The sequence below is a fragment of the Pseudomonas sp. GW821-FHT01E10 genome (genome assembly GCF_059422365.1).
In genome coordinates this window covers 261,369-287,797 of record NZ_JBWKWT010000005.1, presented here as the reverse complement: position 1 = coordinate 287,797, position 26,429 = coordinate 261,369, and the positions used below count along the sequence as shown (strand labels likewise).

Annotated in this window: 20 protein-coding genes; 17 read left to right on the top strand and 3 right to left on the bottom strand. The window is 60.6% G+C overall.

All coding sequences use genetic code 11. The features are described from left to right. From AC07V0_RS12695 to AC07V0_RS12670, 6 genes are all read left to right on the top strand, one after another. The gene (locus tag AC07V0_RS12695) at positions 1 to 945 is read left to right on the top strand and encodes a choline ABC transporter substrate-binding protein (protein WP_086944435.1); all 945 of its coding nucleotides are present in this window, start codon (positions 1 to 3) and stop codon (positions 943 to 945) included. A 100-nt stretch (positions 946 to 1,045) separates the two neighbouring features. Further along, a complete protein-coding gene (gene cdhC, locus AC07V0_RS12690; RefSeq protein WP_086944434.1) occupies positions 1,046 to 1,933 on the top strand; it encodes a 3-dehydrocarnitine:acetyl-CoA trimethylamine transferase CdhC in 888 nt (295 codons plus the stop codon). A gap of 141 nt (positions 1,934 to 2,074) precedes the next feature. Further along, on the top strand, positions 2,075 to 3,040 hold the full coding sequence (locus AC07V0_RS12685) for an L-carnitine dehydrogenase (RefSeq protein WP_495019600.1): 966 nt from the start codon (positions 2,075 to 2,077) through the stop codon (positions 3,038 to 3,040). 179 nt (positions 3,041 to 3,219) lie between these two features. Beyond that, entirely contained in the window at positions 3,220 to 3,690 is a 471-nt protein-coding gene (locus AC07V0_RS12680; protein WP_064620857.1) for a thioesterase family protein, read from the top strand. A 13-nt stretch (positions 3,691 to 3,703) separates the two neighbouring features. After that, complete coding sequence (locus AC07V0_RS12675) at positions 3,704 to 4,867, top strand: gamma-butyrobetaine dioxygenase (protein WP_018928776.1); 1,164 nt, start codon at positions 3,704 to 3,706, stop codon at positions 4,865 to 4,867. A 372-nt stretch (positions 4,868 to 5,239) separates the two neighbouring features. Further along, the gene (locus tag AC07V0_RS12670) at positions 5,240 to 5,503 is read left to right on the top strand and encodes a hypothetical protein (protein ID WP_019580667.1); all 264 of its coding nucleotides are present in this window, start codon (positions 5,240 to 5,242) and stop codon (positions 5,501 to 5,503) included. A 64-nt stretch (positions 5,504 to 5,567) separates the two neighbouring features. On the opposite strand, the gene gbdR is transcribed toward AC07V0_RS12670, so the two are convergent. Continuing rightward, positions 5,568 to 6,671 carry a choline metabolism transcriptional regulator GbdR gene (gbdR, locus tag AC07V0_RS12665; RefSeq protein WP_007975492.1) on the bottom strand — a complete coding sequence of 368 codons (1,104 nt, stop codon included), beginning with the start codon at positions 6,669 to 6,671 and terminating at the stop codon, positions 5,568 to 5,570. A gap of 490 nt (positions 6,672 to 7,161) precedes the next feature. Then, a complete protein-coding gene (locus tag AC07V0_RS12660) occupies positions 7,162 to 8,538 on the bottom strand; it encodes an L-serine ammonia-lyase (protein WP_018928774.1) in 1,377 nt (458 codons plus the stop codon). 436 nt (positions 8,539 to 8,974) lie between these two features. Between AC07V0_RS12660 and AC07V0_RS12655 the strand changes: the two genes are divergently transcribed. From AC07V0_RS12655 to choV, 3 genes are all read left to right on the top strand, one after another. Then, complete coding sequence (locus AC07V0_RS12655) at positions 8,975 to 9,922, top strand: choline ABC transporter substrate-binding protein (protein WP_018928773.1); 948 nt, start codon at positions 8,975 to 8,977, stop codon at positions 9,920 to 9,922. Between the two features lie 66 nt (positions 9,923 to 9,988). Then, positions 9,989 to 10,834 (top strand): choline ABC transporter permease subunit, encoded by an 846-nt coding sequence (choW, locus tag AC07V0_RS12650; protein ID WP_018928772.1) that lies wholly within the window; start codon positions 9,989 to 9,991, stop codon positions 10,832 to 10,834. After that, complete coding sequence (gene choV, locus AC07V0_RS12645) at positions 10,831 to 12,009, top strand: choline ABC transporter ATP-binding protein (protein WP_018928771.1); 1,179 nt, start codon at positions 10,831 to 10,833, stop codon at positions 12,007 to 12,009. Before choW ends, choV begins: the two co-directional genes overlap by 4 nt. Before the next feature lie 256 nt (positions 12,010 to 12,265). On the opposite strand, the gene AC07V0_RS12640 is transcribed toward choV, so the two are convergent. Then, positions 12,266 to 14,215 carry a BCCT family transporter gene (locus tag AC07V0_RS12640; protein WP_245846248.1) on the bottom strand — a complete coding sequence of 650 codons (1,950 nt, stop codon included), beginning with the start codon at positions 14,213 to 14,215 and terminating at the stop codon, positions 12,266 to 12,268. A 380-nt stretch (positions 14,216 to 14,595) separates the two neighbouring features. On the opposite strand from AC07V0_RS12640, the gene betI reads away from it, so the two are divergent. The 8 genes from betI to AC07V0_RS12600 all read left to right on the top strand — a co-directional run bounded on the left by betI (position 14,596) and on the right by AC07V0_RS12600 (position 26,243). After that, positions 14,596 to 15,189 (top strand): transcriptional regulator BetI, encoded by a 594-nt coding sequence (gene betI / locus AC07V0_RS12635; RefSeq protein WP_018928769.1) that lies wholly within the window; start codon positions 14,596 to 14,598, stop codon positions 15,187 to 15,189. Between the two features lie 110 nt (positions 15,190 to 15,299). Next, a complete protein-coding gene (gene betB / locus AC07V0_RS12630) occupies positions 15,300 to 16,772 on the top strand; it encodes a betaine-aldehyde dehydrogenase (RefSeq protein WP_018928768.1) in 1,473 nt (490 codons plus the stop codon). Between the two features lie 214 nt (positions 16,773 to 16,986). Continuing rightward, positions 16,987 to 18,684, top strand: coding sequence for a choline dehydrogenase (gene betA, locus AC07V0_RS12625; protein ID WP_064620863.1), 1,698 nt, complete (start codon positions 16,987 to 16,989; stop codon positions 18,682 to 18,684). Positions 18,685 to 18,943: 259 nt separating this feature from the next. After that, the gene (locus AC07V0_RS12620; protein WP_086944431.1) at positions 18,944 to 20,386 is read left to right on the top strand and encodes a TldD/PmbA family protein; all 1,443 of its coding nucleotides are present in this window, start codon (positions 18,944 to 18,946) and stop codon (positions 20,384 to 20,386) included. Next, the gene (locus AC07V0_RS12615) at positions 20,386 to 21,735 is read left to right on the top strand and encodes a TldD/PmbA family protein (RefSeq protein WP_086944430.1); all 1,350 of its coding nucleotides are present in this window, start codon (positions 20,386 to 20,388) and stop codon (positions 21,733 to 21,735) included. The genes AC07V0_RS12620 and AC07V0_RS12615 overlap by 1 nt, the downstream gene beginning before the upstream one ends. A 25-nt stretch (positions 21,736 to 21,760) precedes the next feature. Then, positions 21,761 to 23,347, top strand: a complete 1,587-nt coding sequence (gene mdtD / locus AC07V0_RS12610; protein ID WP_256580725.1) for a multidrug transporter subunit MdtD — start codon at positions 21,761 to 21,763, stop codon at positions 23,345 to 23,347. Between the two features lie 231 nt (positions 23,348 to 23,578). Next, on the top strand, positions 23,579 to 24,916 hold the full coding sequence (dbpA, locus tag AC07V0_RS12605) for an ATP-dependent RNA helicase DbpA (protein WP_230139067.1): 1,338 nt from the start codon (positions 23,579 to 23,581) through the stop codon (positions 24,914 to 24,916). 148 nt (positions 24,917 to 25,064) lie between these two features. Then, complete coding sequence (locus AC07V0_RS12600; protein WP_018928762.1) at positions 25,065 to 26,243, top strand: BaiN/RdsA family NAD(P)/FAD-dependent oxidoreductase; 1,179 nt, start codon at positions 25,065 to 25,067, stop codon at positions 26,241 to 26,243. Positions 26,244 to 26,429 lie beyond the last annotated feature (186 nt).

Genomic DNA, 26,429 nt, shown 5'->3' with positions numbered 1-26,429 from the left:
ATGAAACGACTGATCAGCAGCTGTGTTCTTGCACTCAGCGGTACCGCTTTCTTGAGCGCCAGTGTCATGGCAGCCGAACCCGCCTCGTGCCAGAACGTGCGCATGGGCGTAGTGAACTGGACCGACGTGATCGCCACCAGCGCCATGACCCAGGTCCTGCTCGACGGCCTCGGCTACAGCACCAAACAAACCAGCGCCTCCCAGCAAATCGTCTTTGCCGGCATTCGCGACCAGCGCCTGGATTTGTTCCTGGGCTACTGGAACCCGCTGATGACCCAGACCATCACGCCGTTTGTCGATGCCAAGCAGGTCAAAGTGCTTGAAGCGCCAAGCCTCAAGGACGCCCGCGCCACCCTGGCAGTACCGACTTACCTTGCCGAAAAGGGCCTGAAAACTTTCGCCGACATCGCCAAGTTTGAAAAAGAACTGGGCGGCAAGATTTACGGCATCGAACCTGGCTCGGGCGCCAACACCCAGATCAAGGCGATGATCGCCAAGAACCAGTTCGGCCTCGGCAAGTTCCAGCTGGTCGAGTCCAGCGAAGCCGGCATGCTGGCGGCAGTAGATCGCGCGGTACGCCGCAAGGAAGCCGTGGTGTTCTTCGGCTGGGCGCCGCACCCGATGAACGTCAACGTGAAGATGACCTACCTCACCGGCAGCGACGACGCCCTCGGTCCGAACGAAGGCATGGCCACGGTCTGGACCGTCACCTCGCCGAACTACGCGCAGCAATGCCCGAACGTCGGTCGCCTGCTGAGCAACCTGACGTTCACCGCCGAAGACGAGAGCCGGATGATGCAGCCGCTGCTGGATCACAAGGACGCTTTCGAATCGGCCAAACAGTGGCTCAAGGATCACCCGCAAGACAAGCAACGCTGGCTTGAAGGCGTGACCACATTCGATGGCAAGCCGGCCGCTGAAAACCTGAAACTGACCAGCAAATAGAACCGAAATGAACCACCGATTCGCAGCCCGATGCGGGCTGCGAGCGGAATCGCCACGCCCAAGCTCCACCAAAAAACTCAAGCCTGAAGGAAACCGCCTCATGAACCACGACGTCATCATCACCTGCGCACTCACCGGTGCTGGCGACACGACCGCCAAGAGCCCACACGTGCCGGTCACCCCGAAACAAATCGCTGCCGCCGCCGTGGAAGCCGCCAAGGCGGGCGCTACCGTGGTCCACTGCCACGTTCGCGACCCACAAACCGGCAAGTTCAGCCGTGACGTGGCGCTGTACCGCGAAGTGATGGAGCGCATCCGCGAGGCGGACGTCGACATCATCGTCAACCTCACTGCCGGCATGGGCGGCGACCTGGAAATCGGCGCAGGCGAGAACCCGATGGAGTTCGGTCCGAACACCGATCTGGTCGGCCCACTGACCCGTCTGGCCCACGTTGAAGAATTGCTGCCAGAAATCTGCACCCTGGATTGCGGCACCCTGAACTTCGGCGACGGCGACACCATTTACGTCTCCACCCCGGCGCAACTCCGGGCCGGCGCGAAGCGAATTCAAGAGCTGGGCGTCAAGCCTGAGCTGGAAATTTTCGACACCGGTCACCTGTGGTTCGCCAAGCAGATGATCAAGGAAGGTCTGCTGGATAACCCGTTGTTCCAGCTGTGCCTGGGCATCCCGTGGGGTGCGCCAGCAGATACCACCACCATGAAAGCCATGGTCGACAACCTGCCGGCCGACGCGGTCTGGGCCGCGTTCGGCATCGGTCGCATGCAGATGCCAATGGCCGCACAGGCCGTGCTGCTCGGTGGCAACGTGCGTGTCGGTCTGGAAGACAACCTGTGGCTGGACAAGGGCGTACTGGCGACCAACGGCCAACTGGTCGAACGCGCCTCGGAAATCCTCAGCCGCCTCGGCGCCCGCGTTCTGACCCCGGCCGAAGGCCGGGCAAAAATGGGCCTGACCAAGCGCGGTTGAAACAAATCACCCTTTCCCCCTGTGGGAGCGAGTTTGCTCGCGATGACGGTTGTCCTGCCGCAGATAACGCATCGGTTGTACCGGCGTCATCGCGAGCAGGTTCGCTCCCACTTTTTTTTGAGCCAAATTCAGGAAGTCGCCATGAGCTTTATCACTGATATCAAAACCTTCGCAGCACTGGGCAGCGGTGTCATCGGCAGCGGCTGGGTGTCCCGCGCCCTCGCCCACGGCCTCGATGTGGTGGCCTGGGATCCGGCACCCGGTGCCGAAGCGGCGCTGCGCAAACGTGTCGCCAATGCCTGGGGCGCGCTGGAGAAACAAGGCCTGGCACCCGGCGCATCGCAGGATCGGCTGCGCTTTGTCGCCACCATCGAAGAATGTGTTCGCGACGCGGATTTCATTCAGGAAAGCGCCCCTGAGCGCCTGGACCTGAAACTGGAACTGCACAGCAAAATCAGCGCGGCGGCCAAGCCCAATGCGTTGATCGGTTCCAGCACCTCGGGACTGTTGCCGAGCGAGTTTTACGAGAGTTCGACGCACCCGGAACGCTGCGTGGTCGGGCACCCGTTCAACCCGGTTTATCTGCTGCCATTGGTGGAAGTGGTCGGCGGCAAGAACACCGCGCCAGAAGCGGTGCAAGCGGCGATGAAAGTCTATGAATCCCTGGGGATGCGCCCGCTGCATGTGCGCAAGGAAGTACCGGGATTTATCGCCGACCGTTTGCTCGAAGCCTTGTGGCGTGAGGCGCTGCACCTGGTCAACGACGGCGTGGCGACCACGGGTGAAATCGACGATGCGATTCGTTTTGGCGCGGGTCTGCGCTGGTCGTTCATGGGCACCTTCCTGACTTACACCCTGGCAGGCGGCGATGCCGGGATGCGGCACTTCATGGCGCAGTTCGGACCAACATTGCAGCTGCCCTGGACGTACCTGCCGGCACCGGAGCTGACCGACAAGTTGATTGACGATGTGGTGGATGGCACCAGCGATCAGTTGGGCACACACAGCATCTCGGCACTGGAACGCTATCGTGACGATTGCTTGTTGGCGGTGCTGGAGGCGGTGAAAACCACCAAAGAGAAGCATGGGATGGCCTTCAGCGAATAAACACACACCCTGTGGCGAGGGAGCTTGCTCCGGCTCGGCCGCGAAGCGGTCGTAAAACCAGCAAACGCGATTTGACTGATACCTCGCATCCACCGGTTTTGGGACTGCTTCGCAGTCCAGCGGGAGCAAGCTCCCTCGCCACACATGTGTACACCAGCGATTATCTGTGGAGTTCCACCATGCCCACCCTCACCACCTACCAAACCAGAATCATCCCCGACTGGGTCGACTACAACGGCCATCTGCGCGATGCCTTCTACCTGCTGATTTTCAGCTACGCCACTGACGCGTTGATGGACCGGCTGGGTATGGACAGCAACAACCGCGAGGCCAGCGGCCACTCGCTGTTTACCCTCGAACTGCACCTCAATTACCTGCACGAAGTGAAACTCGATGCCGACGTCGAAGTGCATACGCAGATCATCGGCCACGACCGCAAGCGCCTGCACCTCTACCACAGCCTGCATCTGGTGGGCGGTGACAAGGAGCTGGCGGGCAATGAACAGATGCTGCTGCACGTCGACCTCGCCGGACCGCGATCCGCACCGTTCAGCGAAGCAACCTTGAGCAAGCTGCAGGCCATCGTCGCCGATCAAACCGACTTGCCCGCACCCGCCTGGATCGGCCGAGTGATTGCTTTACCAAAATAATAAGGAGCCCGCCATGAACACCGCCGCCGCTTTTGCCGATTTCCGCACCTATCCATTGATCAGCGCGTTGACCGCCGTGCACACCCTGGCGGACCGAATTCAAGTGAAGTGGGCGGACGGTCGGGTCAGCCCTTTTCATCATCAATGGCTGCGGGACAACTGCCCGTGCCCACAGTGCGTCTACACGGTGACGCGCGAGCAAGTGCTGGAAATCGTCGATGTCGCAGAGCACCTGATGCCTGAAAACGCCACCGTCGATGCCGAAGGCTGCCTGTGCGTCGATTGGCAGGATGGCCACCTCAGCCGCTTCGATCCGGGCTGGCTGCGGGCCCATGCCTATGACGACGAGTCCCGCGCCGAACGCCAGGCCGGAAAACCGAAAGCCAGGCTTTGGCACAGCGATTTGCAGCTGCCAGTGTTCGAATACCAGGCCCTGATGGAGAACAACGACGCCTTGTTGCAATGGCTGCTGGCCGTGCGCGATATCGGCCTGACTCAAGTGCGCGGAGTCCCCACCGAGCCGGGCTCGCTGAAGCTGATCGCCCAACGGATTTCGTTCATCCGCGAGAGCAATTTCGGCGTGCTGTTCAACGTGCAATCCAAGGCCGATGCCGACAGCAATGCCTACACCGCCTTCAACCTGCCACTGCACAGCGATTTGCCGACCCGGGAGTTGCAACCGGGGCTGCAATTTCTGCATTGCCTGGTGAATGACGCCGACGGTGGCGAAAGTATTTTCGTCGACGGTTTTGCCATCGCCCAAGCTTTGCGTCAGGAAGATCCAGAGGCGTTTCAAGCCTTGTGTGAAATCCCCGTGGAGTTCCGCAACAAGGACCGCCACAGCGACTACCGCTGCCTGGCACCGATCATCGCGCTGGATGCATTCGGGCAAGTGTCGGAAATCCGCATGGCGAACTTTCTGCGCGGGCCATTCGATGCTTCAGTGGAGCAGATGCCCAGGCTGTATCGCGCTTACCGGCGTTTCATTGCGATGACCCGCGAGCCGCGCTTCCGGGTGATGACACGGCTCAACCCCGGCGAGTTGTGGTGCTTCGACAACCGCCGCACCCTCCACGCCCGCAACGCCTTCGACCCCGCCACCGGCGCCCGGCATTTCCAGGGTTGCTATGTCGACCGGGATGAATTGCTGTCGCGCATTCTCGTTTTACAACGCTAGACCGCGTCATCGTTCATCGCGGGCAAGCCTCGCTCCTACAGGGTATTCGCGATCCCTGTAGGAGCGAGGCTTGCCCGCGAAAGCGTCAGCCCAATCAACACGTCCATTACCGATTCACAGGCAAAAAAAACCCCGATCAAGCCGTGACAAGATCGGAGCTGAGGAGGGTACTGTTGAGGAGCTGTTGCGCGAGGGTGACCAAACCTTCGTGATGCCAGCTGAGTCCAGTGTGCCTACTCCCATCCTTAGCAAGTTAGCCGAAAACGACCTGTTCATAGGTATTGCGGCCATTGCGACAAATCGTCCTTGCCGACGCCTACAGCCCCTACCAGAATCGAACCACGACACCGTTCCCTGAAGAAGGATTGCGTCATGATGTACGCCGATTTGATAGACCAGGAAGACCTGTTGAGCCAGCTGAAAGCGTTGGGGTTTTCAGTGCCCCCCGGCGCAACCGCCGAGCAAGCCTGCGAATGCGCAGTACGGGGTTTGAACAACGAGCGGGCAATGGAACTGCGGACCATGGTCAAGCAGATGTACACCAGCAGCGCGTCAATCCAGCCGGCCGTGCGTCAGGCCATTGACAAGCAACTGTTACCGGCATTGGCGCAGTACCAACAGAGCCATAGCGCCTGATTTCCGGGGTGTGAACACTTTGTGGCGAGGGAGCAAGCTCCCTCGCCACAATAGTTTGCCTGGTTTAGAGCCTTACGCTGGCAAACGTCGATTCATTACGCGCCTGGCTCAACGCCGACAGCGGCCCGGACAACGGCGACAGCACCAGTGCTTGCGGCAGCGGCATCATCGCCACTTGTTGCGTGGTATTGGAGCCTACGCGCTCGTCACGCGGTGGAATGCCGAAGTATTCGCGGTAGCACTTGGAGAAGTGCGGCGTGGACACGAACCCGCACACCGACGCCACTTCGATGATCGACATCGGCGTTTGCTTGAGCAATTGCCGAGCACGGATCAGGCGCAGTTTCAGGTAGTAACGCGACGGCGAGCAGTGCAGGTATTTCTGGAACAGCCGCTCCAGCTGACGACGCGAAACGGCGACATAAACCGCCAGTTCATCAAGATCGATCGGCTCTTCGAGGTTAGCCTCCATCAGCGCCACGATTTCCTGCAGTTTCGGCTGGTTGGTGCCGAGCATGTGCTTGAGCGGCACGCGCTGGTGATCCTGCTCGTTGCGGATGCGCTCGTAGACGAACATCTCCGAAATCGCGGCCGACAGCTCACGACCGTGATCACGGCTGATCAGGTGCAGCATCATGTCCAGCGGCGCGGTGCCGCCGGAGCTGGTGAACCGGTTACGGTCGAGGGTGAACAGCCGGGTGCTCATGGCCACTCGCGGGAAAGCTTCCTGCATAGCGGCCAGACATTCCCAGTGCACGCTGCAATCGAAACCGTCCAGCAGGCCGGCGCACGCCAGGGCCCAGCTGCCGGTGCAGACCGCGCCGAGACGACGGGACTGACGCGCCTGGCTTTGCAGCCACGACACATGCTCACGGGTTACGGTGCGCTGAATGCCGATGCCGCCGCAGACAATGACGGTGTCCATGGGTGGTGCTTTGTGCATGGAGGCGTCGGGGGTGATCTGCAGGCCGTCACTGGCCCAGACCTGACCGCCATCGACGGTGAGCGTGGTCCAGCGGTACAGCTCGCGACCGGACAATTGGTTGGCCATGCGCAGGGGTTCTACTGCGGAGGCCAGAGAAATCAGCGTGAAATTGTCCAGCAGCAGAAAGCCGATGGATTGAGGCGCACGGTTCTGGGGTTGGGCCCCGGAGTTGAACGTCGTCATCGCGGTATCTCCTCACACAAAGCGGGTGATGGCCTCAGGCGGAGGCTCTTTTTATTGCCATCGTTCTCGCGTGGGAGACGGGCTTTGTAATGACAGAGCAATTGCCATGCCTAAATTGAATGCGCGTTCAATAACTCCTGAAAACGACGTCGCGATGCGTCTAGATATGGCGCGCAGAGATAAGAGGTTAAAAGTGCCATCAAAGGCCCCAAACCCGTGCCCCCGTTGCGTGTGAGCAAATCGGTAGCACTTGTGGGAACAGGTCTGCGACGCGGCGGTCAAGAGTGTCACCGCTGGCACAGGTGACGAACGGTCAGGGTTTGAATTTGATCCCCGACCGGGGAGCCGGGCTTGCCTGTTTGCGACGCGCCAAAACGTGGCGCGTTTTAGTGCGCGTGTTCACTTGGTGCGCAGTTTTGACTGGTCTGGTGTAGCACATGAGGTCTTTGTGGAGAGCAGGCTTGCCCCCTCTCCACAGGTCAACTCGGTTTCAGCACTCCACCGCGCTAACCGCCAAGCCACCGCGCGACGTCTCTTTATATTTGTCGTGCATGTCGGCACCGGTATCACGCATGGTGCGGATCACCCGGTCCAGCGAGATAAAGTGCTGGCCGTCACCGCGCAGCGCCATCTGCGCGGCGTTGATCGCTTTCACCGCAGCAATCGCATTGCGCTCGATGCACGGTACCTGCACCAGCCCGCCCACCGGGTCGCAGGTCAAGCCGAGGTTATGCTCCAGGCCGATTTCCGCCGCGTTACACAACTGCTCCGGCGTGGCACCAAGAACCTCCGCCAACCCGGCCGCCGCCATGGCGCAAGCCGAACCGACTTCACCCTGGCAACCGACTTCGGCACCGGAGATCGAGGCGTTCTTTTTGCACAGAATCCCCACCGCCGCGGCACTGAGGAAGTAATCGACCACATTGGCGTCGGTCACCGCCTCGCTGAATTTCATAAAGTAGTGCAACACCGCCGGAATGATCCCCGCCGCACCGTTGGTCGGCGCCGTGACCATGCGCCCGCCGGCAGCGTTTTCTTCGTTGACCGCCAACGCGAACAGGTTGACCCACTCCATCGCGCTCAAGGTCGAGCCGATCACGTTGGGCTTGTTCAGCTCTTGCAAGCTGCGGTGCAACTTGGCCGCGCGACGGCGCACATTGAGACCGCCGGGCAGGATGCCTTCGTGCTTGAGGCCTTGCTCCACACAATCCTGCATGGCGCGCCAGAGCTTCATCAGGCCACTGCGGATTTCTTCTTCGCTGCGCCAGACTTTCTCGTTGGCCATCATCAATTCGGCCACGCGCAGGTTGTGCTTCTTGCACAGGCTGAGCAATTCGACGGCACTGGAGAAGTCGTAAGGCAGTACGGTGTTATCCAGATCCACCACACCGCTGGAAGCTTGCGCCTCGTCGACGACAAAACCGCCGCCGATGGAATAATAGGTATCGCGATGCAGCTCGCCGTGATCGCCTTCGGCGACCAGGGTCATGGCGTTCGGATGGAACGGCAGGTTCTCGTCGATCAGGCGCATGTCCCGAGCCCAGATGAACGGGACCGACAAGCGGCCGTCGAGCAATAGCGTGTGAGTTTCACGCAAGGCTTCTATACGGATGCCGATTTGCGACGGATCGATCGCGTCGGGCCACTCGCCCATCAACCCCATGATCACCGCGTTGTCGCTGCCGTGGCCGATGCCGGTGGCCGAGAGCGATCCGTATAGCTGAACTTCGATGCGACACACCTGCTCCAGAAGCCCCCGCTCGCGCAAACCTTGCACGAACAGCGCCGCGGCGCGCATAGGCCCCACGGTGTGCGAACTGGAAGGGCCGATGCCGATTTTGAACAAGTCGAAAACGCTGATAGCCATTACTGCTGAACTCCTGGATGTGCCTGCTCCAGGCGCAAAAGCGCCCAGTGACGGAGCTGCTACGCTCAAGCTGCAATCCGTCGAGATGGCCGCATCATCAGGCTTTTACCATGTCGTTCAACGTCTCACACCGACGCACTCATGCCCACTAGCGCCGCAGGTCTCTTACGCAATGTTTTCGCCGTTTTTTTGCGGATCAGCGGGGCAAATCGGGCTGAAAAAAGCTGTAAACGACGTCACCGACACTGGATGCGACCATCCCTGTACTGGTTACGACGCACCCTGTAGGCGTCAGATTTTCACTGGTACATGATCGTATCGACTCGATTGCAAGGCGCTGTGGTAGAGCTGTCTCCAAAACGCCATCCAACCGCAACAGATAAGTGCGGTGGTCCAGTCGGAACACTGCCAAAAAAAACACTTAGGAGTCGCCCCTATGAAAGGTTCCCCGTCGTTGTTGTTGGCCGCCATGCTGAGTCTGCCGTTCCTGGCTCAAGCCGCAGAGCCGGCCCAATGCAGCACCGTAAACTTCTCCGATGTCGGCTGGACGGACATTACCGCGACCACCGCGACCACCAGCGTTGTGCTCAACGCCCTCGGCTACAAGACCAAGACCACGATGATTTCCGTGCCGGTGACCTACAAGTCCCTGGCCGACGGCAAGAACATGGACGTGTTCCTGGGTAACTGGATGCCGACCATGGAAAACGACATCAAGGCCTATCGGGATGCCGGCACCGTGGAAACCGTGCGCACCAACCTCAAAGGTGCCAAATACACCCTCGCCGTACCACAAGCGCTGTACGACAAAGGGCTGCATGACTTTGCCGACATCGCCAAATTCAAGAAAGAACTCGACGGCAAGATCTACGGTATCGAGCCAGGCAACGACGGCAACCGTCTGATCCAGAGCATGATCGACAAAGACGCCTTCGGTCTCAAAACCGCCGGTTTCAAAGTCGTCGAGTCCAGCGAAGCGGGCATGTTGTCGCAAGTCGACCGTGCGCAAAAACGCGACACCGCCGTGGTGTTCCTCGGCTGGGCACCGCACCCGATGAACAAACGTTTCAAGATTCAGTACTTGACCGGTGGCGATGACTTCTTCGGCCCGGATTTCGGTGCTGCCACCGTTGCGACCAACACTCGCAAGGGGTATACCCAAGAGTGCAGCAACGTCGGCCAACTGCTGAAAAACCTGGAGTTCACCGTCGACATGGAGAGTACGCTGATGGGCAACATCCTGGACGACAAGATGAAGCCTGAAGCGGCCGCCAAGGCCTGGCTGAAAAAGAACCCACAGGTGCTCGATACCTGGCTCGCTGGCGTGACCACCATTGACGGTAAACCAGGCCTGGAGGCCGTGAAAGCCAAGCTCGCGCAGTAATCGCTTACGCCGGGCAGGCTCGCCTGCCCGGGCTGTTTATTTCCTTGCATGCGGACGTTCACTACCATGCTGATTGATCAGAAAATACCCTTAGGCCAGTACATCGCGAGCTTCGTTGAATGGTTGACGCAACACGGCGCCAGCACCTTCGACGCCATCGCCGTGTCACTGGAAACGATGATCCACGGCGTGACTTTTGCGCTGACCTGGTTCAACCCGCTGGCATTGATCGGCCTCATCGCACTACTGGCACATTTCATCCAACGCAAATGGGGCCTGACCGTTTTCGTCATCGCCTCCTTCCTGCTGATCCTCAATCTGGGGTACTGGCAGGAAACCATGGAAACCCTCGCCCAGGTGTTGTTCGCCACCCTGGTCTGCGTAGTGATCGGCGTGCCGTTGGGTATCGTCGCCGCGCACAAACCGATGTTCTACACACTGATGCGGCCGGTGCTCGATCTGATGCAGACCGTACCGACTTTCGTGTACCTCATTCCTACCCTGACCCTCTTCGGTCTGGGTGTGGTCCCGGGTCTGATCTCGACGGTGGTGTTCGCGATTGCCGCGCCCATCCGCCTGACCTACCTGGGTATCCGCGATGTTCCGGACGAACTGATGGACGCCGGCAAAGCCTTTGGCTGCTCGCGCCGTCAGTTGCTCTCGCGCATCGAACTGCCCCACGCCATGCCAAGCATCGCGGCCGGTATCACCCAGTGCATCATGCTGTCGTTGTCGATGGTGGTGATTGCGGCACTGGTGGGCGCCGACGGCCTGGGCAAACCTGTGGTCAACGCACTGAACACTGCTGATATCGCACTGGGCTTCGAAGCAGGCCTGGCGATCGTACTGCTGGCGATCATGCTCGACCGTATCTGCAAACAACCCGAAGCCAAAGTAGGGGGTGACGCATGAGCATTATTCGCTTCGAAGACGTGGACGTGATCTTCTCCAAAGATCCACGCGCCGCTCTCAAACTGCTCGACCAGGGCATGACCCGCAACGAGATTCTGAAAAAGACCGGGCAAATCGTCGGTGTCGAAAAGGCCAGCCTGGACATCGAGAAAGGTGAAATCTGCGTACTGATGGGTTTGTCCGGCTCCGGCAAATCCAGCCTGTTGCGCTGCATCAACGGCCTCAACACCGTTAGCCGTGGCAAGTTGTTCGTCGAACACGAAGGCCGGCAGATCGACATCGCGTCCTGCACCCCGGCGGAACTGAAGATGATGCGCACCAAGCGCATCGCGATGGTGTTCCAGAAGTTCGCCCTGATGCCTTGGCTGACGGTGCGCGAGAACATCAGCTTCGGTCTGGAAATGCAGGGTCGCCCCGAGAAAGAACGCCGCAAACTGGTGGACGAGAAGCTTGAGCTGGTGGGCCTGACCCAGTGGCGCAACAAGAAACCCAATGAGCTCTCCGGCGGCATGCAGCAGCGTGTCGGCCTGGCCCGTGCGCTGGCGATGGACGCCGACATCTTGCTGATGGACGAACCGTTCTCGGCCCTCGACCCGCTGATTCGCCAAGGCCTGCAAGATGAACTGCTGGAACTGCAAAACAAGCTGAGCAAGACCATCGTCTTCGTGAGCCACGACCTCGATGAAGCCCTGAAGCTGGGCAGCCGTATCGCGATCATGAAAGACGGCCGGATCATCCAGTACAGCGTGCCGGAAGAAATCGTCCTGAACCCTGCGGACGATTATGTGCGCACCTTCGTCGCCCACACCAATCCGCTGAACGTATTGTGTGGTCGCAGCCTGATGCGCACCCTGGACAACTGCAAACGCATCAACGGTTCGGTGTGCCTGGATCCGGGCGGCGATTCGTGGCTGGACCTGGCCGAAGGCAACACCATCAAAGGCGCGCGCCAGAACGGCTCGAGCCTGGATCTGCAGAAATGGATACCTGGGCAAGCGGTTGAAGCCCTGGGCCGTCGGCCAACACTGGTGGACTCCAACATCGGCATGCGTGATGCGCTGCAGATTCGTTACCAGACCGGCAACAAGCTGGTGCTGCACGACAACAACAAAGTGGTCGGGATCCTGGGCGACAGCGAGCTGTACCACGCGCTGCTCGGCAAGAACCTGGGGTAAGCAAGACAGCAGACACAAAAACGCCGCGAGATGATCGCGGCGTTTTTGTTTGTGCAGATATCAGGTCTGGAATACCGACAACTGTGGCGAGGGAGCTTGCTCCCGCTGGGTTGCGGAGCGACCCCAATCCAGACACCACGGTATTTCAGATAGATCGCGTAACCAGGATCTACGACTGCTTCGCAGCCGAACGGGAGCGAGCTCCCTCGCCACAATGGAGATGCGGTGCATTCACTGCACCGCATCACCTCAAACCTCAGCTATAAACCCGGCCTAGCAGCTGCCGATGGCTTTCAAACTGATCGAGCACGTCACGGGTGATTTGATCCTGAGTGAAGCCCATCAAGTCATAGTCCTGGCTGCCGTTGTGCAGGTACACCTCAGCGCGGTAGTAACGTGCGCGCGGTTCATCGGCACTTTCGGCCGACACCGCTTCACTCGCCGCCGCCAGATAACCGTCCAGGCTCACTTCGTAGACAAAAGGGTTGCCCTCTTCCATCTCGATCCGCAGGCCCATGCAACGCTTGGCTTTACCCAGCAACGTTTGCACGTTCAGGCCCTTGCCACGCAGTTGAACCACGGCCTCTTCCAGCGCCGGGCTGACTTGTTTGTCCATGAAACGCTGAACAATCGACTGATTCGGCTGCAGATCCAGCTGGGTCAGACGCTCGCTGAAACCACGACGACCACGCGCTGCCAGTTCCGCTTGCTCCTGTTCGATCTGCACGTCCTGGCGCATGGCCTTGTGCAAACCGAACATGAAGAACACCAGCACCACCGAGAACGGCAGCCCCGCCAGCACCACCATGGTTTGCATGGCTTCGAAGTTACCGGCGAACAGCAGACCGATGGTCACCAGGGTGATCACCACCGACCAGAAAATCCGCAGCCAGTGCGGCGCGTCTTCGTCGACGTTGCCGCCCTTGCACGAAAGGTTGGCCATCATCACCGCGCCGGAGTCCGCCGGGGTCAGGAACAGCACGAAACCGACAAAAATCGACACGCCAATGACAACTTTCGACGCCGGGTAATGCTCAAGCAACTGGTAGATCGCCATCGATGGCTGTTCCAGCGCCGTCTTCCCGAGCTCCACCGCCCCATGGTTCATCACCAGGTCCAGGGCCGAGTTACCGAAGATCGACAGCCATGCCAGGGTGAAACCCAGCGGAATCAGCAGCACGCCGGCGACCAGCTCACGCACCGTGCGACCACGGGAAATACGCGCGATGAACATGCCGACAAATGGCGCCCAGGAAATCCACCAGGCCCAGTAGAACAGGGTCCACAGGCCCAGCCAGCGGTCAGACTTCTCACTGTCGCCTTCATACACGTAGAGGTCGAAGGTCTTCAGCACCACGCCATTGAGGTAGTCACCGATGTTCTGCACAAAGCCGTTGAGCAGGTGCAGAGTCGGGCCGAACAACAGCACGAAAATCAGCAGACCGCTGAACAGCACGATGTTCAGGTTGGACAGACGGCGAATGCCGTTTTCCACGCCGGACACAGCGGCGATGGTCGCCACGGTGCTCATCACGATGATCACGATCAGCAAGTTGGTGTTGCTGTGCGCCATGCCGAACAGGTTTTCCAGCCCCGACGACACTTGCAGCGAACCGATCCCCAGGTTCGTCACCAGCCCCAGCAGGGTCACGAACATGCCAAAGCCGTCCACCGCATGACCGGCCGCGCCTTTGACCCAACGCTCGCCGACCAGCGGATAAAGCGCCGAACGCAATGCCAACGGCTGGTTATGACGGTAAGCAAAGTACGCCACGGCCAGGCCGACCAAGGCGTAGATCGCCCAGCCATGCAGGCCCCAATGCAGGAACGTCAGCTGCACTGCCTGACGTGCGGCAAGGTTGCTGCCGGCGACGCCTTCCGGCGGGTTGAAGTAATGGTCCAGCGGCTCGGACGCACCGAAGTACAACAGCGAGATGCCGATACCCGACGAGAACAGCATCCCCGCCCAGGCGCCGTAGCTGAAGTCCGGGGTATCGTCCTTGCTGCCCAGCTTGAGCTTGCCATAAGACGAAAACGCCAGGCCAACCACGAACACCAGGTAGGCGGCGATCACTACCATGTAGTACCAGCCGAAGCTGCGGGACAACCACGCCTGGGCAATGCCGAGCATTCTGCCGGCCTCTTGCGGGGCGATGATCAGAATGGCGGTCAACAACAGAATCAACGCGGTAGAGGTGTAGAACACCCAACCGTTGACCATCACCTTCTCGGGTGGGGTCTTTATTAGAGAGGCAGAACTCATGGCACAGATGCTCCGGGCAGTGCGAGAGAAGAACACAAGGCAACGCGATACCCGACCAATCGATTAGTTGGCAGCCGACCGGCGGGTGATATAAAGACACCCCGAAAAAAGCCCGAAACCCATGGAACGCCAGTGCGCGTGGGTTTCGAGCATGTTCAGATGTCGTTTTTCCGCCCACTACACGTAGGAAAAACCTGTAGGCAGCGACGAATTGTCGCAGATCTTATTCTTTGTTGATTGAACGTTCAATCAAAACAAAATAGACTGGCCCTCAATCCGGTAGGCGTATTTCGTCCACCGGGAGGCCTAAGGAGATGTGCAAGATGCCCAAGGTCGGTATGCAACCCATCCGCCGCCAGCAATTGATCGAAGCCACGCTACAGGCCGTCGATCAGGTCGGCATGGGGGACGCCAGCATTGCGCTGATCGCCCGTTTGGCCGGTGTCTCGAATGGCATCATCAGTCACTACTTTCAGGACAAGAATGGCCTGATCGCCGCCACGATGCGGTATCTGATGAGCGTCCTCAGCGAGAACGTCACCGCGCGCCGTCAGGCGATGGCAGATGACAGCCCACGGGCGCATCTGCAGGTGATTATCGAAGGCAACTTCGACGCCAGCCAGGTCAATGGCCCGGCAATGAAAACCTGGTTGGCCTTCTGGGCCACCAGCATGCACCAGCCGTCTTTGCACAGGTTGCAGCGGATCAACGATCACCGTCTGTATTCCAACCTGTGCTGCCAGTTCCGCCGTGCGTTGCCGCTTGATCAAGCGCGCAGCGCCGCCCGGGGCCTGGCAGCCCTCATCGACGGTTTGTGGTTGCGCGGCGCGTTGTCGGGAGATGCTTTCGACACCGAGCAGGCGCAAAGAATCGCTTACGAATACATGGATATCCAATTGGCCAAGCAGGTGAGTTAGAGCACACATAAAACCGCTCAGCCCCTGAACGCCACTGATCAGCGTCGCCAACGCTACACGGCACGTCCCAGTGGTTAACGCCAACCAACTTATGCACTTGCGAGGACTTTATGGCCCGTTTCGAACTGCAAAAACTCTACATCGACGGCGGTTACAGTGACGCCAGCAGCGACGCCACCTTCGAAGCCATCAACCCGGCTAACGGTGAAGTCCTCGCAACCGTACAGCGTGCGACCAAGGAAGACGTCGAGCGTGCAGTGGTCAGTGCCGAAAAGGGCCAGAAAATCTGGGCCGCGATGACCGCCATGGAGCGTTCACGCATCCTGCGTCGTGCCGTCGACATCCTGCGCGAGCGCAACGATGAACTGGCCGCCCTGGAAACCCTGGACACCGGCAAGGCGTACTCCGAAACCCGTTACGTCGACATCGTCACCGGCGCTGACGTGCTGGAATACTACGCAGGTCTGGTACCGGCCATCGAAGGCGAGCAGATTCCGCTGCGCACCACCTCTTTTGTCTACACCCGTCGCGAGCCGCTGGGCATCGTGGCCGGTATTGGCGCGTGGAACTACCCGATCCAGATCGCCCTGTGGAAATCCGCTCCAGCCCTGGCGGCCGGCAACGCGATGATCTTCAAGCCAAGCGAAGTCACCTCGCTGACCACCCTGAAACTGGCCGAGATCTACACCGAAGCCGGCCTGCCGGCTGGTGTGTTCAACGTGTTGACCGGCAGCGGCCGTGAAGTCGGCACCTGGCTGACCGAACACCCACGCATCGAAAAAGTCTCCTTCACCGGCGGCACCGACACCGGCAAGAAAGTCATGGCCAGCGCTTCCGCTTCCACGCTGAAAGACGTGACCATGGAACTGGGCGGCAAATCCCCGCTGATCATTTTCGACGACGCCGACCTCGATCGCGCCGCCGACACCGCGATGATGGCCAACTTCTACAGCTCCGGTCAGGTCTGCACCAACGGCACTCGCGTGTTCGTCCCGAGCCACCTGAAAGCCGCGTTCGAAGCCAAGATCGTTGAGCGCGTTGCGCGCATCCGCGTTGGCAACCCGGAAGACGAAAACACCAACTTCGGCCCGCTGGTCAGCTTCGCCCACATGGAAAGCGTGCTGGGTTACATCGCCAAAGGTAAGGAAGAAGGTGCTCGCCTGCTGTGCGGCGGCGCTCGTCTGACCGACGGCGAATTCGCCAAAGGCGCATTCGTGGCCCCGACCGTGTTCACCGACTGCACCGACGAGATGACCATCGTGCGCGAAGAAATCTTCGGCCCGGTGATGAGCATCCTGACCTACGAAACCGAAGAAGAAGTGATCCGTCGCGCCAACGACACCGACTTCGGTCTGGCTGCCGGCGTTGTTACCAAAGACCTGAACCGCGCGCACCGCGTGATTCATCAACTGGAAGCCGGTATCTGCTGGATCAACGCCTGGGGCGAGTCCGACGCCAAGATGCCGGTCGGCGGCTACAAGCAGTCGGGCGTGGGCCGTGAGAACGGCATCAGCTCGCTGAACAACTTCACACGCATCAAATCGGTACAGGTCGAACTGGGCGATTACGCCTCGGTTTTCTGATCTGACGCGAACCTGAAGCTGGGGCCTTTGTGGCGAGGGAGCTTGCTCCCGCTGGGCTGCGAAGCAGCCCCAACTTCAGGTTCAGCGCTCATTCAGACAGAACACGGTCGCTGATTTGCGACTGCTGCGCAGCCGAGCGGGAGCAAGCTCCCTCGCCACAGTAAGTGACAAATCCGCGACCGCGACCTGACCAACTTCAAAGAGGGTGCATTCAATGTCCCAAGTATTCGATTACATCATCATCGGTGCCGGCTCGGCCGGTAACACCCTGGCGACCCGTCTGACTGAAGACGAAGGCGTCACCGTCCTGCTGCTCGAAGCGGGCGGCCCGGATTACCGTCTGGATTTCCGCACACAAATGCCGGCGGCTTTGGCGTTCCCGCTGCAAGGTCGTCGCTACAACTGGGCGTACGAAACCGATCCAGAGCCACACATGGACGGTCGCCGGATGGAATGCGGTCGCGGCAAGGGCCTGGGTGGTTCTTCGCTGATCAACGGCATGTGCTACATCCGCGGCAACGCCATGGACTACGACAACTGGGCGAAACTGCCAGGCCTGGAAGACTGGACTTACCTCGACTGCCTGCCGTATTTCCGCAAGGCGGAAACCCGTGACATCGGCCCGAACGACTACCACGGTGGCGACGGTCCGGTCAGCGTGACCACGCCCAAAGCCGGCAACAACCCGCTGTTCAGCGCGATGGTTGAAGCAGGCGTGCAGGCCGGTTACCCGCGTACCGAAGACTTGAACGGTTACCAGCAGGAAGGTTTCGGCCCGATGGACCGCACCGTGACGCCGAAAGGCCGTCGCTCCAGTACCGCTCGCGGTTACCTGGACATCGCCAAGAAGCGTTCGACCCTGACCATCGTCACCCACGCCCTGACCGACAAGATTCTGTTCGAAGGCAAGCGTGCAGTCGGCGTGCGTTACCTGATCGGTGCCGCCGAAGAACGCGTTGAAGTCCGTGCCCGCAAAGAAGTGTTGCTGTGCTCCGGCGCCATCGCGTCGCCGCAGATCCTGCAACGCTCCGGTGTCGGCCCGGCCGAACTGCTGAAAAAGCTTGATATTCCGGTGGTCCACGACCTGCCGGGCGTCGGTGAAAACCTGCAGGATCACCTCGAGTTGTACCTGCAATACGCCTGCACCCAACCGGTCTCGCTGTACCCGTCGCTGCTCCTGCACAACCAGCCGGCCATCGGTGCCGAGTGGCTGTTCAACGGCACCGGCATCGGCGCCAGCAACCAGTTCGAAGCCGGCGGTTTCATTCGTACCCGCCCGGAATTCGAATGGCCGAACATCCAGTATCACTTCCTGCCGGTAGCGATTAACTACAACGGCAGCAACGGCGTGAAAGAGCACGGCTTCCAGGCGCACATGGGTTCCATGCGTTCGCCAAGCCGCGGTCGCATCCAGGCCAAGTCCAAGGATCCGCGCGAATACCCGAGCATCCTGTTCAACTACATGGCCACCGAGCAGGACTGGCAGGAATTCCGCGATGGCATCCGCCTGACCCGTGAAATCATGCAACAGCCGGCGCTGGATGCCTTCCGTGGTCGCGAAATCAGCCCCGGCATCGACGTGCAAACCGACGAGCAGCTGGACAAGTTCATCCGCGAGCACGCCGAAACCGCGTTCCACCCGTCCTGCTCGTGCAAGATGGGCACCGACGAAATGGCCGTGGTCGATGGCGAAGGTCGTGTGCATGGCATGCAAGGCCTGCGCGTGGTCGATGCCTCGATCATGCCGATCATCACCACCGGCAACCTGAACGCACCAACGATCATGATGGCCGAGAAAATCGCCGACAAGATCCGCGGTCGCAAACCATTGCCGCGCAGCAAGGCCAAATACTACGTGGCCGGCGGTGCACCGGTGAAGGGCAAGCCGTTGCGGGATGTGAGCGCTCAGTAAGCCGTAACACCGAGGCGCGGCCTTCGCGGGCAAGCCTCGCTCCTACAGGGAATCGCATTCGCCCTGTAGGAGCGAGGCTTGCCCGCGAAAGCGTCCGCCCAAGCAATAAGATAAATTCCTGACTCACCCAACCTCAACTCTTCCTACACCGCTCTTCACTTGATCCTACCCCCCACGCAGGCCTAATCTAGCGCCACGCAAACGTTCCCCCCCCTCGCAACACCGATTCGCCGCCACTCCATACCAAGGAGGTTCCCGAATGTTCGATTTCCACCCCCAGCTCAAGCAGCGCTTCGCTGCGTTGCGCACGGGCGCTGAATTCTTTTCGCTGCGTTATGTTCGCGAATCCGGTCAGTATCTTTCAGTGCGCAAGAACGTCGCCGAACCACCGAGCCTGAGCCGGGACGAAGGTGCGATGCTGACCGTTCGGGTCAACGGCGTCGAAGCCTATGCCGCGACCAACGATTTGTCTCAGTCCGGGCTGCAAGCCGCGCTGGAGAAGGCCGAGCAACAAGCCCGTCGACTCAAGCCACACGCCCTCCTCGACTTGCGTGAGCAAGCGGTTTCCAGCGAGCGCGCCGACTATTTCTCGCCGAGCCTCGACCAACCCTTCCCGTCTCTCAGCGATTGCTACCAACTGCTCGGCGCCGAATCTGCCGCCGTGCCCAAGGACGAACGCCTGGTGAACTGGCAGGCGAGCATCGGTATCACCAACGTCGAGCAGATCTACCTCAACAGCGCCGGCGCCGAACTGCGCCAGGCCCAGCGCTTCGTCTACCCGAGCATGGACGTCACCGCCTACGACGGTAGCGACAGCCAGACCCGCACCCTCGGCCGCGAGAATTTCGGTCAGCAGGGCGGCTTTGATGTGATCAGCCGCTGCGGCCTGATCGGCGCCGGCCCGAAAGTCGCCGACCAGGCGTTGCAATTGCTGCTGGCACCGAACACCCCGCAAGGCCCGCGCGACCTGTTGCTGATGCCCGACCAGATGATGCTGCAGATCCACGAGTCCATCGGTCACCCGCTGGAACTGGACCGCATCCTGGGCGACGAGCGCAATTACGCCGGCACCAGTTTCGTCAAGGCGCAAGACTTCGGCCGCCTGCAATACGGCTCCGAACTGCTCAACGTGACATTCGACCCGGACATCCCCGAACAGCTCGCCAGCTACGGCCATGACGACGAAGGCACCGCCGCCAGCAAGCAATTCCTGATCAAGCAAGGTTTGCTGCTGCGACCATTGGGCGGCGCGCTCTCGCAGTTCCGGGCCAGCCTCGACGGCGTGGCCAACAGCCGCGCCTGCGGCTGGAACCGTCCGCCGATCGACCGCATGGCCAACCTCAACATCGAGCCCGGCGATCAGCCGCTTGAGCAACTGATCGGCAACATCGAGCACGGCATTTTGATGAGCACCAACCGTTCGTGGTCCATCGACGATGCGCGCAACAAATTCCAGTTCGGTTGCGAATGGGGCCAGTTGATCGAAAACGGCGAACTCAAAGGCGTGGTGAAGAACCCGAACTACCGGGCGATTTCCGCGCAATTCTGGAAGAGCCTGCGCGCCGTCGGTGACGCCAGCACCTTCAAGGTGCTGGGGACGCCGAACTGCGGCAAGGGCGAACCGAACCAGGTGATCCGTGTCGGCCATGCGTCGCCGGCCTGTGTGTTCAGCAATGTTGATGTGTTTGGGGGAGATGCCTGATGAGTACGTCCACGAGCACTTCAAAAAACCAGGCCGATTCGTTCAAGGCCTTGGTCAACTGGCTGCGCGATGCACTGCGCACGCCTGAGCAGTTCACCCTCAGCTACGCCGCCGAATCGTCGGCCTTCGTGCGTTTCAACCACGCCAAGGTGCGTCAGGCCGGGCAGGTGCAGCAGGCAAGCATCGGCTTCAAACTGATCAACGACGGCCGCCACGCCGACCTCGATATCACGTTGTCGGGCGATCCGGAAGTCGACCTTCAGCGTCTGGCCGATGGGCTACAACAGTTGCGCGAAACCCTGCCGTTGCTGCCTCAGGACCCGTACCTGCTGCTCAACCATGACGACTGGCAGAGCAACAACGTGCAGGATCATCCGCTGCCGGACACCGAGCAGGTGGTCGCTGAAATCACTCAGGCCGGCGAGGGGCTGGATCTGGTCGGTTTCTATGCCGCCGGGCCGATCAGTCGCGGTTTCGCCAGTTCTTCGGGCGCGTTCGGCTGGCATCAGGCCAACAGCTTCAACTTCGATTTCAGCCTGTTCCATGAAAACGGTCAGGCGGTGAAAGCCAGCTATGCCGGGCACGACTGGAACAGCGAAGGCTTTGCCCGGCGTTTCCAGCAGGCCCGCGAGCAGTTGGCGTTTCTCGGGCGGCCATTGCGCACGCTGGCGCCGGGTCAGTACCGCGCCTACCTCGCGCCGGCAGCCCTGGAAGAAATCATGGGCATGCTCAGCTGGGGCGGGTTCTCGGCGCAGTCGATTGCCAGCAAGAGCAGTCCGTTGCAGAAGCTCTACGGTGGCGACAGCTCGTTCAGCCCGTTGGTGTCCCTGGATGAAAAAGTCAGCGGCTCCCTGAGCCCAGCGTTCTCCGGTGAAGGTTATCCGCGCAGTGATCTGCGGCTGATTGTTGAGGGCAAGGCGGGTGAGCAACTGGTCGGTTCACGCAGCGCCGCCGAGTACGGCCTGACCGCCAACGGTGCTGGCGGCGGTGAAGCGCCAAGTGCGTTGAACATGGCGGCCGGCTCGTTGCCTGACGCCGAGATCCTCAAGCAACTGGGCACCGGTTTGTATATCAGCAACCTGTGGTACCTGAACTACTCGGACCAACCGGCGGCGCGCCTGACCGGCATGACACGGTTCGCGACCTTCTGGGTCGAGAACGGCGAGATTCAGGCACCGGTCAGCACCATGCGTTTCGATGACAGCGCCTACAGCCTGCTCGGTTCGCAGCTGGAAGCGTTGACCGAGGAACGCGAGCTGATGTTGTCGGCCAGCACCTACAGTCAGCGGAACACGTCTTCGGCATTGCTGCCGGGAGCGCTCGTCAGCCGATTGACCTTGACCCTGTAAACACAAAAACCTGTGGCGAGGGAGCTTGCTCCCGCTGGGCTGCGAAGCGGCCCCAGACCGGCAATGTGCTCTATCAGACAGACCGCATTCACCGGATTTACGACTGCTACGCAGCCGAGCGGGAGCAAGCTCCCTCGCCACAGGGTTCAGCGCCAGCCACGAATCTGCATTAACAAGAGGCCCCATGCCCAACCGCCCACCTCTCGACGCCGTCACCGCCCGCTGGTTGCCATGGGTCGTGGCCATTGCCTTCTTCATGCAGTCCCTCGACGGGACAATCCTCAACACCGCCCTCCCCGCCATGGCCCGGGACCTGGCCGAAGACCCGCTGCGCATGCAGGGTGTGATCATCGCCTACATGCTCACCGTCGCCTTGCTGATTCCCGCCTCCGGCTGGATCGCCGACCGTTTCGGCACCAAGAAAATTTTCTTCGGCGCCATCCTGTTGTTCAGCATCGGCTCATTGCTCTGCGCCTTGTCGAGCACCCTGAGCATGCTGATCGGCGCCCGGGTGATCCAGGGCCTGGGCGGCGCCTTGATGTTGCCGGTCGGACGCTTGGTAGTGCTGCGCGCGTATCCGCGCTCGGATCTGGTGCGGATCATGGGGTTCATCACCATTCCCGGCCTGCTCGGCCCGCTGATCGGCCCGACCATGGGCGGCTGGATGGTGCAATACCTGACCTGGCACTGGATCTTCCTGATCAACCTGCCGGTGGGCGTTCTCGGTTGCTACGCGGTATGGAAATTCATCCCCGACTTGCGCGGCAGCGAGCGCACCCGCTTCGATAGCCTGGGCTTCTTGCTGTTCGGCGCGGCGATGGTGCTGATCACCATCGCCATGGAAGGCCTCGGCGAACTGCGTCTGCCGCACTTGCGGGTGATGTTGCTGTTGTTTGCCGGCATGGCCTGTCTGGCGGCCTATTGGCTGCGGGCCGGGCACATCGACAATCCACTGTTTGCGCCATCGCTGTTCAAGACCCGGACCTTCGCCGTGGGCATCCTCGGCAACCTGTTCGCCCGGTTGGGCAGCGGCGCATTGCCGTTCCTGGTGCCGTTGCTGCTGCAAGTGGCGCTGGGCTATTCGCCGTCACAGGCCGGGATGAGCATGCTGCCCCTGGCCGCGGCCGCGATGGTCGCCAAATCGGTGGCGCGGCCGTTGATCGAACGTTTCGGCTACCGCATCGTGCTGACCGGCAACACACTGGCGCTGGGGATCATGCTGGCAAGCATGGGCCTGGTCAGCGAGCAGACACCGTATTGGCTGTTGCTGGGCCAGTTGGCGATTCTGGGGGCGATCAACTCCTTGCAGTTCACCGCGATGAATACCGTGACACTGATCGACCTCGACGACGCCAGCGCCAGCAGCGGCAACAGTTTGCTGTCGGTGGTAGCGCAATTGTCCCTGAGCCTGGGCGTGGCGTGCGCCGGTGCGCTGCTCGGCGGATTCACGGCGGAGATGGGCAATGACGACGTGGACACGGTGCTGGGCGCGTTCCAGCTGACTTTTGTGACGGTCGGCGTCATGGCGATGCTGGCTGCAACCATCTTCTCGCAGCTTTCACCAAAGGATGGCCGACGGATGGTCAGCCGTGAGCACGATATCGAGCACTGACCCGTAGCAGCTGCCGAGGCACGAGGCTGCGTTGGGCTGCGAAGCGGCCCAGCCGGGGCGGTCCTGCGGACACGCAACGCAGCCCCGTACCTCGACAGCTGCTACGGCTATTCGTCCAGAATTTGCAGGTGGAGAGCCTGGGACTGATACACTGCGCGACATTTTGTTTTGCAGGCCAGTCCCGTGACCACCATCGCCACCGCTTTTAATACTTTGCCGCTGTCCGCCGCCATGCTGGCTAACCTCGACTCCCTCGGTTATGCCCAGATGACGCCGATCCAGGCGCAAAGCTTGCCGGTGATCCTCAAGGGGATGGACCTGATCGCCCAGGCCAAGACCGGCAGCGGCAAGACCGCCGCCTTCGGTATCGGCCTGTTGAACCCGATCAATCCGCGCTTCTTCGGTTGCCAGGCACTGGTCATCTGCCCGACCCGTGAGCTGGCCGACCAGGTCGCCAAGGAAATCCGTCGCCTGGCCCGTGCCGAAGACAACATCAAGGTCCTGACCCTGTGCGGCGGTGTGTCTTTCGGCCCGCAGATCGGCTCGCTGGAGCACGGCGCGCACATCATCGTCGGCACTCCAGGGCGCATCCAGCAACACCTGCGCAAGGGTTCGCTGGTGCTTCACGGCCTGAACACGCTGATCCTCGACGAAGCCGACCGCATGCTCGACATGGGTTTCTACGATTCCATCGAAGAAATCATCGCCCAGTGCCCGGAACGTCGCCAGACCCTGCTGTTCTCCGCCACCTATCCGGTGGGCATCAAGCAGTTGGCGTCGAAGTTCATGCGTAATCCGCAGCAAGTGAAGGCCGAGGCGTTCCACGACGACACGCAGATCGAGCAGCGCTTCTACGAAATCTCCCCGGAAGAGCGCATGAGCGCGGTGACCAAGGTGCTCGGCCACTTCCGTCCGGCGTCCTGCGTGGCGTTCTGCTTCACCAAGCAGCAGGTGCAGGAAACCGTCGATCACCTGACGTCCAAAGGCATCTCCGCCGTCGGCCTGCACGGCGATCTGGAACAGCGTGACCGCGACCAGGTGTTGGCCATGTTCGCCAACCGCAGTACGTCGGTACTGGTTGCCACCGACGTCGCCGCACGCGGCCTGGACATCGATGCGCTGGACATGGTGATCAACGTCGAACTGGCCCGTGACTCGGAAATCCACATTCACCGTGTCGGCCGTACCGGTCGTGCCGGTGAGAAAGGCATTGCGATCAGCCTGGTCGCACCGTCCGAAGCCCATCGCGCCCAAGCCATCGAGCAACTGCAGAAGTCGCCGTTGAATTGGGATCAGGTGGATAACCTCACGTCCCAGGGCGGCGGTCCGCTGCTGCCGCTGATGAGCACGCTGTGCATTGGTGCGGGCCGTAAAGACAAAGTCCGTCCAGGCGACATTCTCGGCGCACTGACCGGTGAGGCGGGCATTCCCGGCGCCCAGGTCGGCAAGATCGCGATTTTCGACTTCCAGGCCTATGTGGCCGTGGAACGCGGGATCGCCAAGCAAGCCTTGCAGCGTCTGAACGACGGTAAAATCAAAGGCCGTTCGCTGCGCGTACGCATTTTGTAAAACCGCACCGCCCCCCCTGTAGGAGCGAGGCTTGCCCGCGAAGAACGAAAACTCGGTACACCTGATGCAACGCGTTATCGTTCTTCGCGGGCAAGCCTCGCTCCTACGGGATCGCCGTTAGCTCTGAGATTTATGTGAGGACACCGTTTTGCGCTCTACCGAAGTCGTGATCATTGGCGCTGGCGCCGCAGGGTTGATGTGTGCGCTGACCGCCGCCGGGCGCGGGCGCAAGGTGATGTTGCTTGACCATGCCAACAAGGCCGGCAAGAAAATCCTGATGTCGGGCGGTGGCCGCTGCAATTTCACCAACATGTACACCGAGCCGAGCAATTTCCTCTCGCAGAACGCACATTTCTGCAAATCTGCGTTGGCACGTTACACCCAGTGGGACTTCATCGGTCTGGTGGCCAAACACGGCGTGCCGTACCACGAGAAGAAACTCGGCCAGTTGTTCTGCGATAACAAATCCAGCGACATCCTCGACATGCTGCTCGACGAGTGCAATCAGGTTGGCGTCAGCCTGCACCTGGACACCTCGATCCAGACCATCGAGAAGCTCGAAAGCGGTTATCTGCTGGATACCACGCTGGACCAGATCACTTGCCAATCCTTGGTGATCGCCACTGGCGGCCTGTCGATTCCGACCCTCGGCGCCACCGGTTTCGGCTATCAGGTGGCCAAGCAGTTCGGCCACGACCTGCTGCCGACCCGCGCCGGTCTTGTACCGTTCACCATCACCGATCAGCTCAAGGAGCTGTGCACCGAGCTGTCCGGTACGTCGGTGGATTGCCTGGTGAGCTGCAACGACCAGAGTTTCCGCGAGAACATCCTGTTCACCCACCGCGGTCTCAGCGGCCCGGCGATTTTGCAGATTTCTTCGTTCTGGGAATCCGGCGACACGGTAGAGATCAACCTGATGCCGGATCACGACGTACCGAGCTGGCTGCAACAGCAGCAAGTCGAACGCCCCAACAGTGAGCTGAAAACCCTGCTCGGTGAAATCTTCACCAAAAAGATGGCCAACTTGCTGGCAGACAACTGGTTCGTCTCCAAACCGATGAAGCAATACACCCACGCAGAAATTGCAGACATCGCTGAAAAACTGGCGAGCTGGAAAGTCGTGCCGGCCGGCACCGAGGGCTACCGCACGGCCGAAGTGACCCTGGGTGGCGTCGACACGCGCGAGGTGTCGTCCAAGACCATGGAATCGCTGAAAAGCCCTGGCCTGTACTTCGTCGGTGAAGTGCTCGACGTCACCGGGCATCTGGGTGGTTTCAACTTCCAATGGGCCTGGGCCTCCGGTTACGCGGCGGCGCAATACGTCTGACCGATCGCGTTATCGTTCTTCGCGGGCAAGCCTCGCTCCTACAAGGGTCACCTAAATCCCTGTAGGAGCGAGGCTTGCCCGCGAAGACGTCCTGACAGGCAACACAGAACGAGGAAGGAACAGATTTTGCTGTCTGATGTGATCGGCGCCATTGCGTCGGCGTCATTAGTGGCTCAATTTAGCGTC